At 72.0% G+C, this 16097-nt stretch carries 12 protein-coding genes and 1 pseudogene; 5 read left to right on the forward strand and 8 right to left on the reverse strand.

Features of this window, described 5'->3' with window-relative positions:
* The 5 genes and pseudogenes from ABZ478_RS30720 to tkt form a co-directional block, all read right to left on the reverse strand.
* Nucleotides 1-307, reverse strand: a pseudogene (locus ABZ478_RS30720) (glucose-6-phosphate isomerase); the annotation flags it as partial.
* A 1-nt stretch (nt 308) separates the two neighbouring features.
* On the reverse strand, nt 309-1235 hold the full coding sequence (opcA, locus tag ABZ478_RS30725) for a glucose-6-phosphate dehydrogenase assembly protein OpcA (RefSeq protein WP_359554289.1): 927 nt from the start codon (nt 1233-1235) through the stop codon (nt 309-311).
* The gene (gene zwf / locus ABZ478_RS30730; RefSeq protein ID WP_359554292.1) at nt 1232-2827 is read right to left on the reverse strand and encodes a glucose-6-phosphate dehydrogenase; all 1596 of its coding nucleotides are present in this window, start codon (nt 2825-2827) and stop codon (nt 1232-1234) included. Before zwf ends, opcA begins: the two co-directional genes overlap by 4 nt.
* Entirely contained in the window at nt 2827-3960 is a 1134-nt protein-coding gene (gene tal / locus ABZ478_RS30735) for a transaldolase (RefSeq protein ID WP_359554294.1), read from the reverse strand. Before tal ends, zwf begins: the two co-directional genes overlap by 1 nt.
* 28 nt (nt 3961-3988) lie before the next feature.
* Nucleotides 3989-6064 carry a transketolase gene (gene tkt, locus ABZ478_RS30740; RefSeq protein ID WP_359554296.1) on the reverse strand — a complete coding sequence of 692 codons (2076 nt, stop codon included), beginning with the start codon at nt 6062-6064 and terminating at the stop codon, nt 3989-3991.
* A gap of 146 nt (nt 6065-6210) precedes the next feature.
* On the opposite strand from tkt, the gene ABZ478_RS30745 reads away from it, so the two are divergent.
* Entirely contained in the window at nt 6211-7125 is a 915-nt protein-coding gene (locus tag ABZ478_RS30745; RefSeq protein WP_359554299.1) for an AraC family transcriptional regulator, read from the forward strand.
* A gap of 95 nt (nt 7126-7220) precedes the next feature.
* Nucleotides 7221-7949, forward strand: coding sequence for a type 1 glutamine amidotransferase (locus ABZ478_RS30750; protein WP_359554301.1), 729 nt, complete (start codon nt 7221-7223; stop codon nt 7947-7949).
* A 57-nt stretch (nt 7950-8006) separates the two neighbouring features.
* Here the strand turns inward: ABZ478_RS30750 and ABZ478_RS30755 are convergent, their stop codons facing one another.
* Complete coding sequence (locus tag ABZ478_RS30755) at nt 8007-9407, reverse strand: glycoside hydrolase family 16 protein (RefSeq protein WP_359554303.1); 1401 nt, start codon at nt 9405-9407, stop codon at nt 8007-8009.
* A 313-nt stretch (nt 9408-9720) separates the two neighbouring features.
* Here ABZ478_RS30755 and ABZ478_RS30760 point away from each other — a divergent pair, with 313 nt between their 5' ends.
* Nucleotides 9721-11058: a 6-phospho-beta-glucosidase gene (locus ABZ478_RS30760; RefSeq protein ID WP_359554306.1), complete on the forward strand. Its 1338-nt coding sequence runs from the start codon at nt 9721-9723 to the stop codon at nt 11056-11058.
* Nucleotides 11059-11308: 250 nt separating this feature from the next.
* Here the strand turns inward: ABZ478_RS30760 and ABZ478_RS30765 are convergent, their stop codons facing one another.
* Nucleotides 11309-12994 carry a carbohydrate binding domain-containing protein gene (locus tag ABZ478_RS30765; protein WP_359554309.1) on the reverse strand — a complete coding sequence of 562 codons (1686 nt, stop codon included), beginning with the start codon at nt 12992-12994 and terminating at the stop codon, nt 11309-11311.
* 173 nt (nt 12995-13167) lie between these two features.
* A complete protein-coding gene (locus ABZ478_RS30770) occupies nt 13168-14295 on the reverse strand; it encodes an ATP-grasp domain-containing protein (protein ID WP_359554312.1) in 1128 nt (375 codons plus the stop codon).
* Nucleotides 14296-14562: 267 nt separating this feature from the next.
* Here ABZ478_RS30770 and ABZ478_RS30775 point away from each other — a divergent pair, with 267 nt between their 5' ends.
* Together ABZ478_RS30775 and ABZ478_RS30780 are read left to right on the forward strand one after the other, a co-directional pair.
* Nucleotides 14563-15468 (forward strand): metallophosphoesterase, encoded by a 906-nt coding sequence (locus ABZ478_RS30775; protein ID WP_359554315.1) that lies wholly within the window; start codon nt 14563-14565, stop codon nt 15466-15468.
* Nucleotides 15416-16096 (forward strand): 4'-phosphopantetheinyl transferase superfamily protein, encoded by a 681-nt coding sequence (locus ABZ478_RS30780; RefSeq protein ID WP_359554317.1) that lies wholly within the window; start codon nt 15416-15418, stop codon nt 16094-16096. Before ABZ478_RS30775 ends, ABZ478_RS30780 begins: the two co-directional genes overlap by 53 nt.
* Nucleotide 16097: the final 1 nt, after the last annotated feature.

A 16097-nucleotide genomic window follows, 5' to 3' on the forward strand; every position in this document is an offset into this window, starting at 1 on the left:
CGGTGTGCAGCACCGCCCGGTCCTCGGTGATGTTGATCTTCTCGCCGCGGAACATGGCGTCCCGCAGACCGAAGACGTCCGTCGCGGCGGCGAGCCCGCGCAGGAGCCGCAGCGTGTCGTCGGTGACCAGGTGCTTGCTGTAGTCGATGTGCAGGTCCCCGACCCGGACGACGTAGCGCTCGGCGCGGCCGGGGTCCGTGGCGAACAGCTCGCGCAGGGAGGGCCGGCCCGCGGCCCGGTGGTCCTCGAGGGCCGTCCACTCGGGGCGACGGGTGAGCTCGGGGAGGTCTGACGGTGCGTCGGACATGTCAGGCGTGCTCCTTGATGCCCTCGCCACTGAGGGCGACGGCGTACATCTCGTCGGCGTCGAGGCGGCGCAGCTCCTCGGCGATGAGTTCGGAGGTGGGGCGGACCTTCAGGGCGAGGGTGCGCGGCGGCTGCCCCGGCAGGGTCAGCGTCGCCAGGGGCCCCTCGGGGCGGTCGATGACGATCTCGCCGTTCTCGGTGCCGAGCCGGACGGCGGTGACCACCGGCCCCGCCGTGACCACGCGGTCCACCGGCACGTTCAGCCGGGCCTCCAGCCAGCGCGAGAGGAGTTCGGCGCTGGGGTTCTCCTGCTCGGCCTCGACGGCCGCCGAGGTCACCTTCACCCGGGCCTGGTCGAGCGCGGCCGCCAGCATGGAGCGCCACGGCGTGAGCCGGGTCCAGGCGAGGTCGGTGTCGCCGGGCGCGTAGTGCCGGACCCGGGTCTCCAGGACCTCCAGCGGACGCTCGACGGCGTACAGGTCGGTGATACGGCGCTGGGCCAGCGCGCCGAGCGGGTCCTTGGAGGGGGTGTCGGGCGCGTCCACCGGCCACCACACGACGACCGGGGCGTCGGGCAGCAGCAGCGGCAGGACCACCGAGTCGGCGTGGTCGGACACGTCGCCGTAGGTGCGCAGCACCACCGTCTCGCCGGTGCCGGCCTCGGAGCCGACCCGGACCTCGGCGTCCAGCCGGGAGGTGGTGCGGTCGCGCAGGGTACGGGCGTGGCGCTTGATGACGACCAGGGTCCGTGAGGGATGCTCGTGCGAGGCCTCCTCGGCGGCCCGGAGCGAGTCGTAGGCGTTCTCCTCGTCCGTGACGATGACCATCGTCAGGACCATGCCCACGGCCGGGGTGCCGATGGCCCGGCGGCCCCGTACCAGCGCCTTGTTGATCTTGCTTGCCGTGGTGTCGGTCAGGTCGATCTTCATGGCCTGCGCCAGCTCCGTCCGTCTCGTGCGAGCATCTCGTTTGCCTCTTCCGGCCCCCAGGTACCCGCCGGGTACTGGGCCGGCCTGCCGTGCCGGGACCAGTACTCCTCGATCGGGTCGAGGATCTTCCAGGACTCTTCCACTTCCTGGTGACGGGGGAACAGGTTGGCGTCGCCGAGCAGCACGTCCAGGATGAGCCGCTCGTACGCCTCCGGGCTGGACTCCGTGAACGACTCGCCGTAGGCGAAGTCCATGGACACGTCCCGGATCTCCATCGAGGTGCCCGGCACCTTGGAGCCGAACCGCACGGTCATGCCCTCGTCCGGCTGGACGCGGATCACGATGGCGTTCTGGCCCAGCTCCTCGGTGGCGGTGGAGTCGAAGGGGGAGTGCGGGGCCCGCTGGAAGACCACCGCGATCTCGGTGACCCGGCGGCCGAGGCGCTTGCCGGTGCGCAGGTAGAAGGGGACACCCGCCCAGCGGCGGTTGTCGACGCCGAGCTTGATCGCGGCGAAGGTGTCGGTCTTCGACTTGGGGTCGATGCCCTCCTCCTGGAGGTAGCCGACGACCTTCTCGCCGCCCTGCCAGCCGGCCGTGTACTGGCCGCGCACCGTGTGCCGGCCGAGGTCCTCCGGCAGCCGCACCGACTTCAGCACCTTCAGCTTCTCGGTGAGCAGCGCCTCCGCGTCGAACGCGATGGGCTCCTCCATGGCCGTGAGGGCCATGAGCTGCAGCAGGTGGTTCTGGATGACGTCACGGGCGGCGCCGATGCCGTCGTAGTAGCCGGCGCGGCCGCCGATGCCGATGTCCTCGGCCATCGTGATCTGCACGTGGTCGACGTAACTGCGGTTCCAGATCGGCTCGTACATCTGGTTGGCGAAGCGCAGCGCCAGGATGTTCTGGACCGTCTCCTTGCCGAGGTAGTGGTCGATCCGGAACACCTGGTCGGGGTCGAACACGTCGTGCAGGATCGCGTTCAGGTTGCGGGCGCTGGCCAGATCGTGGCCGAACGGCTTCTCGATGACCGCGCGCCGCCAGGCGCCCTGCGGCGGGGAGGCCAGGCCGTGCTTCTTGAGCTGCCGCACGACCTTGGGGAAGAACTTCGGCGGCACCGAGAGGTAGAACGCGAAGTTGCCGCCGGTGCCCCGGGAGGCGTCCAGCTCCTCGACGGCGTCCTTGAGCTGCTTGAACGCGGTGTCGTCGTCGAAGTCACCGGGGATGAACCGCATGCCCTCGGCGAGCTGCTGCCAGACCTCCTCCCGGAACGGGGTGCGCGAGTGCTCGCGCACCGCGTCGTGCACGACCTGCGCGAAGTCCTGGTCCTCCCAGTCCCGGCGGGCGAAGCCGACGAGGGAGAAGCCGGGCGGCAGCAGACCGCGGTTGGCCAGGTCGTAGACGGCCGGCATCAGCTTCTTGCGGGACAGGTCACCGGTCACGCCGAAGATGACCAGACCGGAGGGGCCCGCGATGCGGGGCAGCCGGCGGTCGCTGGGGTCCCGCAGTGGGTTCACCCAGTCGGCGGCCGGGCCGACCGGGACACGCACGTCCTCGGTCGCGGCCGGCTTCTCCGGCTGCTGGGCGTCGGTCGTCATCACGCCTCAACTCCCTTGCTCTTCAGCGACTCGGTGACGGCGTCCAGCAGCTCCTGCCAGGCCGTCTCGAACTTGGCGACGCCCTCGTCCTCGAGCTGCCGGACGACCTCGTCGTAGGAGACGCCGAGCCGCTCGACGGCCGCGAGGTCCGCGCGGGCCCGGTCGTAGCCGCCGGTCACCGTGTCGCCGGTGATCTCGCCGTGGTCGGCGGTGGCCTTCAGGGTGGCCTCCGGCATGGTGTTGACGGTGCCGGGGGCGACCAGCTCGTCGACGTACAGCGTGTCCTTGTAGGCGGGGTCCTTCACACCGGTGGAGGCCCACAGCGGACGCTGCTCGTTGGCCCGGTCACCGGCGAGCGCCTGCCAGCGCGCGGAGCCGAACACCTCCTCGTACGCCTCGTAGGCGAGCCGTGCGTTGGCGAGGGCCGCGCGGCCCTTGAGCGCGAGGGCCTCGTCGGTGCCCAGCGCGGTCAGCCGCTTGTCGATCTCGCTGTCCACCCGGGAGACGAAGAAGGACGCCACCGAGTGGATCTCCGACAGGTCCAGGCCCCGCTCGCGGGCCTTCTCCAGACCGGCCAGGTAGGCGTCCATGACCTCGCGGTAGCGCTCCAGGGAGAAGATCAGCGTCACGTTGACGCTGATCCCGAGGCCGATGACCTCCGTGATCGCCGGCAGGCCCGCCCGGGTCGCCGGGATCTTGATCATCACGTTGGGGCGGTCGACCAGCCAGGCGAGCTGCTTGGCCTCGGCGACCGTGGCCTCGGTGCGGTGGGCGAGCCGCGGGTCGACCTCGATGGAGACCCGGCCGTCGCGGCCGTCCGAGACGGTGTACACGTCCCGCAGGACGTCCGCGGCCGCCCGCACGTCGGCGGTCGTCATCATGCGCACGGCCTCCTCGACCGTCACACCCCGGACCGCGAGCTCCGTGAGCTGCTCCTCGTAACCCTCGCCGGAGCCTATGGCCGCCTGGAAGATCGAGGGGTTGGTGGTGACGCCGACGACACCGCCGCCGTCCACGAGAGAGGCCAGACCGCCCGAGGTGATGCGGCTGCGCGAAAGGTCGTCCAGCCAGACCGACACCCCCTCGTCGGCGAGGCGCTTGAGGGCTCCCGGGGTGGCGATTGCTTCGGTCACAGTGATCTTCTTTCCTATCGCGTCGGTATCAGGCGTGCGTGGCGGCCAGCGACTCGCGGGCAGCGGCGGCGACGTTCTCGGGGGTGAAGCCGAACTCGGCGAACAGCGTGGCCGCGTCGGCGGAGGCACCGAAGTGCTCCAGGGAGACGATCCGGCCCGCGTCGCCCACGAAGCGGTGCCAGGTCAGGCCGATGCCGGCCTCCACGGCGACCCGGGCCTTCACGGCCGGCGGCAGCACCCGCTCCCGGTAGGAGCGCGGCTGCTCCTCGAACCACTCCACGGACGGCATGGACACCACCCGGGTGCCGATCCCCTCGGCCTCCAGCCGCTCCCGCGCGGCGACGGCGAGCTGCACCTCGGAACCGGTCGCGATGATGATCACCTCCGGGGTCTCGGTCGACGACTCGCGCAGTACGTATCCGCCCTTGGCCGCGTTCTCGTTCGGCGCGTAGGCGGGCACGCCCTGGCGGGTGAGCGCGAGTCCGTGCGGGGCAGGGGCGGCGGCGTGCCTCTTCAGGATCTCGGCCCAGGCGATCGCGGTCTCGTTGGCGTCCGCCGGGCGGACGACGTTCAGGCCCGGGATCGCGCGCAGCGAGGCCAGGTGCTCGACCGGCTGGTGGGTCGGGCCGTCCTCGCCGAGGCCGATGGAGTCGTGCGTCCAGATGTACGTCACCGGGAGCTGCATCAGGGCCGACATCCGCACGGCGTTGCGCATGTAGTCGGAGAACACCAGGAAGGTGCCGCCGTAGACGCGGGTGTTGCCGTGCAGGGCGATGCCGTTCATCTCCGCGGCCATCGAGAACTCGCGGATTCCGAAGTGGACGGTACGGCCGTACGGGTCGGCCTCGGGCAGCGGGTTGCCGGCCGGCAGGAAGGAGCTGCTCTTGTCGATGGTGGTGTTGTTCGAACCGGCGAGGTCGGCGGAGCCGCCCCACAGCTCGGGGAGCACCGGGCCGAGGGCCTGCAGCACCCTGCCGGAGGCGGCGCGGGTGGCGACGGACTTGCCCTCCTCGAACACGGGCAGCGCGTCCTGCCAGCCCTCGGGCAGCTCGCCCTTGCTGATCCGGTCGAAGAGCAGCGCCCGCTCGGGGTTCGCGGCCCGCCACTCGGCGATCCGCTTGTCCCAGGCCGCGTGCGCCTCGGCGCCCCGGTCCAGGGCCCGCCGGGAGTGGTCCAGCACCTCGTCCGCGACCTCGAAGGCGCGCTCCGGGTCGAAGCCGAGGAGGCGCTTGGTGGCGGCGATCTCGTCCTCGCCGAGCGCCGAGCCGTGGGAGGCCTCGGTGTTCCGCGCGTTCGGGGCCGGCCAGGCGATGACGGTGCGCAGGGCGATGATGGAGGGCCGTCCGGTCTCGGCCCGCGCCGCCTCCAGCGCCGCGTGCAGCGCGGGGACGTCGACGTCGCCGTCGGCGGTGGGCGTGACGCGCTGGGTGTGCCAGCCGTAGGCCTCGTACCGCTTCAGCACGTCCTCGGAGAAGGCGGTGGCGGTGTCGCCCTCGATGGAGATGTGGTTGTCGTCGTAGACGAAGACCAGGTTGCCGAGCTTCTGGTGGCCCGCGAGCGAGGAGGCCTCGGCGGAGACGCCCTCCTCCAGGTCGCCGTCGGAGACGATCGCCCAGACGGTGTGGTCGAAGGGGGACTCGCCCTCAGGGGCGTCCGGGTCGAACAGGCCGCGCTCGTAGCGGGCGGCCATCGCCATGCCGACGGCGTTGGCGACCCCCTGGCCGAGCGGACCGGTCGTGGTCTCGACACCGGCGGTGTGGCCGTACTCCGGGTGGCCGGGCGTCTTCGAGCCGTGCGTGCGGAACGCCTTGAGATCGTCCAGCTCCAGCTCGTACCCGGCGAGGAAGAGCTGGGTGTACAGGGTCAGCGAGGTGTGGCCGGGGGAGAGCACGAAGCGGTCACGGCCGGTCCACTCGGGGTCAGCCGGGTCATGACGCATCACCTTTTGAAAGATCGTGTACGCGACAGGCGCCAAGCTCATCGCGGTGCCGGGGTGACCGTTGCCGACCTTCTGCACCGCGTCCGCGGCGAGAAGCCGGGCAGTGTCCACGGCGCGCCGGTCGAGGTCGGTCCACTCGAAGCCTTCGGGTGTCTGCGTGCTCATCTTCAAGAAGTCCTCGTTCAGTGCGGGATGGCTGGCCGGACGCGTTCAAATCTAAAAGTCTGACTTTTTCGAGGAAAGGTCGCGGTGTGTCAGCCTGTGGTGAATCTGGGACAGTGATCGCGCTAGCGGAACGGCACACGGAGCACATGGCGGACGAAACACCCCAAGCCGATGGCGAGGGCGACGAGGGCATGGACGGCGACGCGATCAGAACCTTCCCCTTCCCGGCCGGCCTGGCCGTCGGGGGCGTCGGCATGCAGATCGGCCCCATGGAAGGCGACCGCACCTGGCACGCCGATGCCCCGCTGCACCGCGTCCACCGCATCGACTTCCACGTGGTCATGCTGTTCTCCGACGGCCCCGTACGGCACATGGTCGACTTCGCCGAGTACGAGGCCGACGCCGGGGATCTGCTGTGGATCCGCCCCGGGCAGGTCCACCGCTTCGCCCGGAGCAGCGAGTACCGCGGAACCGTCCTGACCATGCAGCCCGGCTTCCTGCCCCGCGCCACCGTCGAGGCCACCGGCCTGTACCGCTACGACCTGCCGCCGCTGCTGCGCCCCGGACCGCGACAGCTCTCCGCGCTCGAGGCGGCGCTCGAGCAGCTGCGCCGCGAGTACGAGGACACCGTGACGCTGCCGCTCAGCCTGCACACGGCCGTCCTGCGGCACACCCTGACGGCGTTCCTGCTGCGCCTCGCCCACCTCGCGGCCAGCTCGGCCGAGGCCGCCCGGCGGCCGGCGGACAGCACCTTCACGCTCTTCCGCGACGCGGTCGAGAAGGGCTTCGCCACCCAGCACAGCGTCAGCGCCTACGCGGACGCGCTCGGTTACTCCCGCCGCACGCTCGTCCGCGCGGTCCGCGCGGCCACCGGCGAGACACCGAAGGGATTCATCGACAAGCGGGTGGTGCTGGAGGCCAAGCGCCTGCTCGCCCACACCGACATGCCGATCGGCCGCGTCGGGGCGGCCGTGGGCTTCCCCGACGCGGCCAACTTCTCCAAGTTCTTCCAGCTCCACACCGGCGTCACACCGGTGGTGTTCCGGGCCGAACTGCACTGACTCCCGGACCCCGCCCGCCCCGGGCGCACCGCCACCGTGCGGCGGTGCGCCTGCCTAGGATGCGCGGGAGTCTCGCGGAAGGGCAGGGTGAGGGCATGAGGAGCCGGGCCACGGCACTGGTGGTGCAGAACGGTCCGAACGGCGGGCCCGGCCGGTGGGCCGGCTGGCTGGCCGAGGGCGGCGTCGACCTGGACGTGGTCCGCGCGGACACCGGGCAGGAACTACCGGACCGGCTGGAGCACGAGGCACTGATCGTGCTCGGCGGCGGTTACCTGCCCGACGACGACACCCGGGCGCCGTGGCTGCCGCGTACCCGGACCCTGATGGGCCAGGCGCTGGAACGCGACGTGCCGGTCTTCGGGATCTGCCTCGGCGGACAGATGCTGGCGCAGGTGGCGGGCGGTGAGGTGAAGGGGGAGCACGGCGAACCCGAGTTCGGCAGCACGGTGCTGACCCTGCTCGCGCCGGCGGCCGAGGACCCGCTGTTCGGCGGGCTGCCCGAGCGTCCGACGGCGGTCGAGAACCACGTGGACGCGATCGTGCGGCTGCCGGCCGGGGCGCGCCCGCTGGCGCGCAGCGAGCGCTGTCCCCACCAGGCCTTCCGGCTCGGCCGGTCGGCGTGGGGCGTGCAGTTCCACCCCGAGGCCGACCCCGAGCAGATCGCGCACTGGCCGGCGGAGCGCCTGTCCCGGCACGGCGTCGACCGGGACGAACTGCTCAGGGCGGCCCGGCGGGCCGATCCCGCCGCGGCCCCGGTGTGGCGCGAGGTGGCGCTGCGCTTCGCGCGGCTGGTGCGTGAGCGCCCCGCGCCCGCGGCCGGATGACGGTGCCCGGGCCCGTCACCGGCGAGCGGTCACGGGCCCGGGCGCGCGATCGCCTCGTCAGTGACCGAAGTCGAACCAGTTGACGTTCACGAAGTCGGCCGGCTGGCCGCTGGTGAAGGTCAGATAGACGTCGTGCGTGCCGGTCACCCCGGTGATGTTCGCCGGGACGGTGCGCCACGACTGCCAGCCTCCGGTGCTGCCCAGCGCGAAGCTGCCGACCGGGGCGTTGCTCCGGCTGTCCAGCCGTACCTCCACCAGTCCGCTGACGCCGGACGCGGCCCCGCTCGCCACCCGGGCGTAGAACTGCTTGGCCGCGGTGGAGCCGAAGTTGACGCCCTTGTACAGCGCCCAGTCGCCGTTCGCGAGGGAACCGAGGTTCTGCCCGCCGCCGGAGTCGGTGGTGGACTCGGGGACCACACCGGACTGGCTGTCGTAGGACTCGGCCTGGATGGCGCTGTAGGCGTCCCGGTTGCCGGACGGCGGGGGAGTGGTTCCGCCGCCACCGCCGGAGGACTCCAGGACCTGCACGTAGTCCACGGTCATCGGGTGGTTGGGCTCGGTGCCGCCGTCGGGTCCGCCGCCGAAGGCACCCGGGAAGCCGCCGCCCATCGCCACGTTGAGGATGACGAAGTAGCCGTGGTTGGTGGCGCTGGCCCAGGTGGCCGCGTCGACCTGGTTGGCCTTCACGGTGTGGAAGTTGACGCCGTCGAGGTAGAAGCGGATCTCCTCGGGGCTGGTCGAGCGGTCCCACTCCATCGAGTAGGTGTGGAAGCCGGTCTGACAGGTGCTGCCGGTGCAGGACGTGGAGTTGCCGATGCCGGAGGTCTCGTTGCAGGGGCCGCCGGGGTTGGTGCCGCAGTGCATGGTCGACCAGTCGGTGTTGAGGCCCTGGACGTTCTCCATGATGTCCAGCTCGCCGACGCCCGGCCAGTTCTGGTAGTTGCCGCGGAACGGTGAACCGAGCATCCAGAACGCCGGCCAGTAGCCCTTGGCGGCGGCGCCGGTGACGTTGGGCATCTGGATGCGGGCCTGCACCCGCAGCTTGCCGCCCGACGGGGGCTGGAAGTCGGTCCGCGTCGTCTCGATGCGGCCCGAGGTCCAGCGGCCGGAGGCGTCGCGGCGCGGGGTGATGAGCAGGTTGCCGTTGCCGTCCAGCGCGACGTTGCTGGTGCTGGAGGTCATCGTCTCGACCTCGCCCGTACCCCAGTTGGCCGCGCCGCCCGGGTACGAAGTGCCGGTGCCGTACTGCCAGTTGGAGGTGTCGACGCCGGAACCGGCCGAGCCGTTGAAGTCGTCGAGGAAGACCTGGGTCCAGCCGGACGGCGGGGTGGGGGCGGACGCGCTCGCCGGGGCGGTGGCGGCCGTCGCGACCGCCGTGGCCAGACCGAGGGTCGCGGCGACCGCGACCAGAGTGCGGCGGAACAGCCGGGGTCTGGACCTGCCGGAGGAATCGCTCATGGGGGAGAGCCTCTCGGGTACGGAAGTGGTGTGCGGGGAGACCCTTGGAAGCGCTCCCATGGTGTGTTGAGAGCGCTCTCAAGGGTGTCGCCAATGTGCTCCCCGCGTCTCCGGTCGTCAAGAGTTGAAGCAGAGAAACTCTTTTGAAGTCAGTGGAGTTCACCCCATGAAGCCGCCCGTACCGGAGCAGACCGTGCCGCCGAGCCGGGCCCCGTTCGAGGGTGCGGCAGCGCCGGCCCCGCTGGTTCGCCCTGCCCCGGTCCACGGCGGGGGGACTTCCCCGTGGCACGCCTCGATGTGCGAGGGTGCAGGCGTGAGACTGACGATTCTGGGCGGCGGCGGCTTCCGGGTTCCGCTCGTGTACGGGGCGCTGCTGACCGACCGCGGTGCGGGCCGGGTCACGGAGGTGGTGCTGCACGATCCGGACGACGGCCGGCTGCACGCGGTCGCCCGGGTGCTGGCCGAGCAGGCGTCGGCCGCTGCCGACGCCCCTCGCGTGACCACCACCACCGACCTCGACGAGGCCCTGCGCGGCGCCGACTTCGTCTTCTCCGCGATCCGCGTGGGCGGCCTCCAGGGCCGGGCGGACGACGAGCGGGTGGCCTTGGCCGAGGGGGTGCTCGGCCAGGAGACGGTCGGTGCCGGCGGCATCGCCTACGGTCTGCGGACGGTCCCGGTCGCCGTCGACATCGCGCGGCGGGTGGCCCGCCTGGCCCCGGAGGCCTGGGTCATCAACTTCACCAACCCGGCCGGGCTGGTCACCGAGGCCATGTCCCGCCACCTCGGCGACCGCGTGATCGGCATCTGCGACTCGCCGGTCGGCCTCGGCCGCCGGGTGGCCCGGGTGCTCGGGGTCGGGCCCGAGGATGCCTGGATCGACTACGTCGGCCTCAACCACCTCGGCTGGCTGCGCGGTCTGCGCGTCGACGGCCGCGACGAACTGCCGCGCCTGCTCGCCGACCCGGGGCTGCTCGGCTCCTTCGAGGAGGGCAGGCTCTTCGGGGCCGACTGGCTGCAGTCGCTGGGCGCGATCCCCAACGAGTACCTGCACTACTACTACTTCAACCGCGAGACGGTGCGCGCCTACCGGGAGGCGGAGAAGACCCGCGGCGCCTTCCTGCGCGAGCAGCAGGCGCGCTTCTACGACGAGGCCCGCCGTACGGACGTCTCCGCCCTCGGTGCCTGGGAGCGGACCCGTGCCGAGCGCGAGGCGACCTACATGGCGGAGAACCGCGAGACGGCGGGCGCCGGCGAGCGCGAGGCCGAGGACCTCTCGGGCGGCTACGAGAAGGTGGCCCTCGCCCTGATGCGGGCCATCGCCCGGGACGAGCGGACCACGCTGATCCTCAACGTCCGTAACCGGGGCACCCTGTCCGTCCTGGACGACGACGCCGTGGTCGAGGTGCCCTGCCTGGTCGACGCCAACGGCGCCCACCCGGTCGCGGCCGCCCCCCTGCCCGGCCACGCCACCGGGCTGGTGTGCGCGGTCAAGGCCGTCGAGCGCGAGGTGCTGGCCGCCGCCGGGTCGGGGTCGCGCGCCACGGCCGTGAAGGCGTTCGCGCTGCATCCGCTGGTCGACTCGGTCCACGTGGCCCGGCGCCTGGTCGAGGGGTACACGGCCGTCCATCCCGGGCTCGGGTACCTGACGTAGCCCCGGCACCGGACCCGCTCCCCCTGCCCGACCCGGCCGGGTTCGTCCGTCGGGCCGGCCGGCCGCTCCCCGTGACCGCGGCCGGCCGGTCCGATCCCCCGTCCCCCCGTTGGGGCATCCCCCGTGCTTCCCCCGTATCCCCCGTGTTCCTGCTATTGAGAGTCGCGGGACCGCCCCCTGATACACCCCGGGCGGAAAAAAAATCCCCCCGGCCCAGGAGCCGGGGGGACGTGGCCGTGCGCCGCCGTGCTCAGCCGGTGAAGCCGGCCGTGATGGAGGTGAACTGCCACGTGCTTTGGCTGATGCCGGAGCAGTTGCTCACCACGCCGCCGCCCGGGCAGGGCCGGTCGCGGTTGACCGCCCAGTAGGCGAGCCGCGCGATGTGGTGGGAGTTGGCCCAGTCACGGATCTGGGTCCAGATCGCCGGGGTGGTGTTCTCCTGCTGGTCGGACAGGCCGTTCATGCCGGAGATGCCGATGTGCGAGTAGGCGGTCGCGTCGTCCCAGCCGAACGTCGACTTCAGCTTGTTCTTCAGCCCGTCGGCCGCGTTCACGGTGTTGCCGTACATGTCGGAGCCGCCGCCGAAGTCGAACGGCATGATCGTGAAGACGTCGATGTTGGCGCCGAGCGACTGCGCCTGCTCGATGAGCCGGTTGCCGTAGTAGGTCGGGCCGGTGGTGGAGGTGCCGAAGGTGACGATGGTCTTCAGGCCGGGGTTGTTGGCCTTGACCGTCTTCAACGCGGTGAGGATCCGTGCCTGCACGGCCTCGTTCTCGAACTCGTCGGTGTTCTCGATGTCCATGTCGATCGCCTTCAGCGAGTAGGCGTCGATCACCTTCTGCAGCGCCCCCGCGAGCGCGCTCGCCGAGGAGCAGTTGGCGCCGAGCTTGCTGCCCTGCCAGCCGCCGAACGACGGGACGACGTCACCGCCCGCCGAGCGGATCTGGTTGATGGCGGTCTGGTCGGCGCCGCCGGTCAGCGCCCGGCTGCCGTCCCAGGCCGGGTTGCAGCCGCCCGAGTCCAGCACGAACGCCATGGTGAACCACTTGACGCCGGTCGCGCTCATCACCGTGGCCGGGTTCGGCGGATCGCCCCAGCCCTCGTACAGATAGGGGGCCGCCTGCTTGAACCCGGTGCCGCCGCCGGTCCCGGCGTCCGTCGTGACGGACACCGAGTTGGAGGCCGGCGACACGTTCCCCGCCGCGTCCCGCGCCTTCACGGTGAAGGTGTACGACGTGCTCGGCGACAGCCCGCTGGCCGTGGCGGAGGTGCCGGAGACGCTGAGCACCTGGCTCGCTCCGGCGTAGACGTCGTACGCCGTCACGCCCACGTTGTCCGAGGCGGCGTTCCACTTCAGTGACACGCTGGAGGAGGACTTGCCGGTCGAGGCGAGCCCGCCGGGCGCGGTCGGAGCCTGGGTGTCCCCGCCGCCTCCGCCGCCCGGGCCGTCGAGCTGGATGTCGTCGGCGTAGTAGGAGCCCTGCGCGTACCAGCCGTGTACATAGATGGTGGCGCTGGTCTGCGAGGCGCCGGTGGTGAAGGAGACACTGAGCTGGCTGTACGCCGACGGGGACGTGGTCCAGGTGGAGGCGCCGCCGTTGACGCCGAGGTACACGTACGAACCGCGGACCCAGCCGCTGAGGGTGTACGCGGTGTTCGGCTTGACCGCGACCGTCTGGCCGCACTGTGCGTTGTCGCTCGAACTCACCGCTCCCTGCAGGGCCTTGGAGCCGCCGTGCACGGGGGAGGAGACGACCGAGCCGAGGTTGCCGGTGCAGGTCCAGGGGGAGAGGCCGCCCGACTCGAAGCCGGGGTTGGTGAGGACGTTGGCCGCCTGTGCGGTGCCCGGAAGGGCGACGGCCCCGCCGAGGGCCAGGGCGGCGGAGCCGAGCAGGGCGAGGAGCCGGCGTCTGGGACGCCCGAGTATGTGGCGCACGCGATCTCCCTGTGGGGATGGGGGTGTCCGGGAGTGCAAGGGGAATGCGGAAGGTGCGCCCACCAAGTTGGTATGGACCAATCGGAGTGTCAATAGGGCGAGTTCGGATTGGTCCGGGCCGGTGTGACGATGAGGGCGTCGCGTCGGCGGCCGGTGTGGGGGGAGTGAGGGCCTCACGCCGGGGCGGTGGCGGGAGCGCCGGCCTCCCTGGCGGCTCCGTCGGCGGGCGCGGGGACCGCGGGGAGCGGAGTCTGCGCGGTCCGCTGCTGGGGCACGGACACCGGCCGCAGCGTGCGCGGCGCCGACACCACCGTGTAGTCCTGGCCCAGGAACGGGGGCTCGATCACGCCCGGGTCCTCGCCCAGCGCCAACCGCACAGCAGCCCAGGGGGCGTTGACCCCGCAGAGCGAGAGCTGGTGCAGCCCTCCGGCCGGCCTGGTGTTGACGTCCAGCAGTACTGGGCGGTCACCGTGCATCCGGAACTGGATGTTGGACAGGTAGTGCAGCCCGAAGCCCTCCGCGAGCAGCCGGGCCGGCGCCAGCCACCGCTCGCGCAGCGTGAAGCCCCGGCGGCGGCCGTTCTTGGTCCGGCCCACCGCCAGCCGGACCCGGTTGTCCGGCCCGGTCAGGCAGTCCACCGACACCTCCGGCTGCTCCAGCCGCGGCATCACCAGCCAGTCCACCGGCTCCTCGGCCCGCCGCAGCGCCTCGACCACCAGGTCGAGCTGGACGTACGGCCCGGGGAACCCGCTCAGATGCGTGAGCGAGAAGGGCGCACGGGTGATCATCCGGAAGCCGGCCCCGCCCGCCCCGGACGCCGGTTTGAAGCACGCCCGCTCCCCGGCCGCCTCCAGCTCCTCCACCGCGGCGACGAGTTCGTCCGCCGTGCGCACCCGCCACCAGGGCGGCACCGGCACGCCGACCGCGCTCGCCGCCTCGTACGCGGTCGCCTTGTCCTCGAACACGGCCACCGCCTCGGGCGTCGGCGCCAGCAGCGCGGTCCCGGCCGCCCGGAACTCCGCGCGGTGCGCCACGATCTCCGCCTGGTGCAGCCGGGGCACGAACACGTCGATCCCGCGCCGGACGCACTGGTCGAGGGCGTACTCCACGTACGCGGCCGGCGACAGGCCCTCCGGCTCCAGCTCGGCGGTGTCGGCGGCGGCCAGCACGGGGGAGTCGGCGTCGCCGTGCGTGGCGTGGATCTCGACCGCCCGGTCGCTGGGATTCCTCCGCAGCTGATCCATGAAGAAGACGTTCTCCGCGTACGTGCGGTTGAGCCAGACGCGTACGCGAGAGGCCATGCAGGCCGCCTTTCGGGGTTTCCGGGCAGGGCGCGGCGGCCCGTGCCCGGGCAGGAGGGAGGAAGGGACACCAAACGGCCCTGCCGAAGGGGGAGTTAGGGGCGCCGATGTCGGGGCGATCATACGGCTTTCAAACGCTCGCGCGTGCAACGCGCAGGTTACGGATTCCCCCGGTCCGGCCGGGCGGGCACTGGCCGAAGATCCCCTTGCCCCGGCCTCGTGGATGTGTTCTGGTGGTGCCCTTGGCATGATCGGAAGGGGCACGGGGTGGAGTCGACGGCCGGGGCCGGACAGCTGCTGGCCATCAGCGACCTGCACATCTCGTATCCGGAGAACCGCGCGCTCGTGGAGCGGATGCGCCCCACCACGGACGGCGACTGGCTGATCGTGGCCGGGGACGTCGCCGAGACCGTCGAGGACATCCGCTGGGCGCTCGGCACCCTCGCGGACCGCTTCGCCAAGGTCCTGTGGGCACCCGGCAACCACGAGCTGTGGACCCACCCGAAGGACACCGTCACCCTGCGTGGTGTCGCCCGCTACGAGCACCTCGTCGCCGTGTGCCGGGAACTGGGCGTGCTCACACCCGAGGACCCGTACCCGGTGTGGCGCGGCCCCGGCGGCCCGGTCGCCGTCGCCCCGCTGTTCCTGCTGTACGACTACTCCTTCCTGCCGGACGGCTGCGCCACCAAGACCGACGGCCTGGCCTACGCGCACAGCACCGGCATCGTCTGCAACGACGAGTACCTGCTGCACCCCGACCCCTACCCGACCCGCGAGGACTGGTGCCGCGCCCGCGTCGCCGAGACCGAGCGCAGACTCGCCGAGCTGCCCGCGGACCTGCCGACCGTCCTGGCCGCGCACTACCCGCTCGACCGGCACCCGACGGACGTGCTGTGGTACCCCGAGTTCGCCATGTGGTGCGGCACCACCCTCACCGCCGACTGGCACCACCGGTTCCGGGTCGAGACGATGGTCTACGGCCATCTGCACATCCCGCGGACCACCTGGCACGAGGGAGTCCGCTTCGAAGAGGTGTCCGTGGGATACCCCCGCGAATGGCGCAAGCGCCCGGTGCCCCCGGGGCAGCCGCGCCCCGTACTGCCGATGGAGGTCGGACCCGGTGATCGAGGAGCTGCTCCCGGAGTCGGTGGTGGCCGTGGAGTCGCACGGTGACCAGGACACCGACGAGGCCCTGCTGTACCCGCAGGAGCGCCCGCTCGTCGCGCGGGCGGTGAGCAAGCGCCGCCGGGAGTTCACGGCGGCGCGGGTCTGCGCCCGGCGCGCGATGGAGAAGCTCGGCGTCCCGCCCCAGCACGTGCTGACCGGTGAGCGCGGCGCCCCCGTGTGGCCGGACGGGCTGGCCGGCAGCATGACCCACTGCGACGGCTACCGCGCCGCCGCGCTCGTGCGCGCCGCCGACCTGGCCTCCCTCGGCATCGACGCCGAACCGCACGCACCGCTTCCGGACGGCGTCTTCGGCACCATCGCGCTCCCCGCCGAGCAGGACCGGCACCGCGCGCTGTCCGCCGCCCGGCCCGCCGTGCACTTCGACCGGCTGCTGTTCAGCGCCAAGGAGTCCGTCTACAAGGCCTGGTTCCCCCTCACCCGCGCCTGGCTCGACTTCTCCGAGGCCGACATCGAACTCACCGCCGCCCCCGGCCAGGACACACGCGGCGGCTTCCACGCCCGGCTGCTCGTCCCCGGCCCGCTGGTCGGCGGCGTCCGTGTGGGCGCGTTCGAGGGGAGCTGGCTCGTCCGGGACGGGCTGGTGCTGTCGGCGGTGACCGTCCCGCACCACTGAG

Source organism: Streptomyces sp. NPDC005706, assembly GCF_040631045.1.
Lineage (GTDB): Bacteria > Actinomycetota > Actinomycetes > Streptomycetales > Streptomycetaceae > Streptomyces.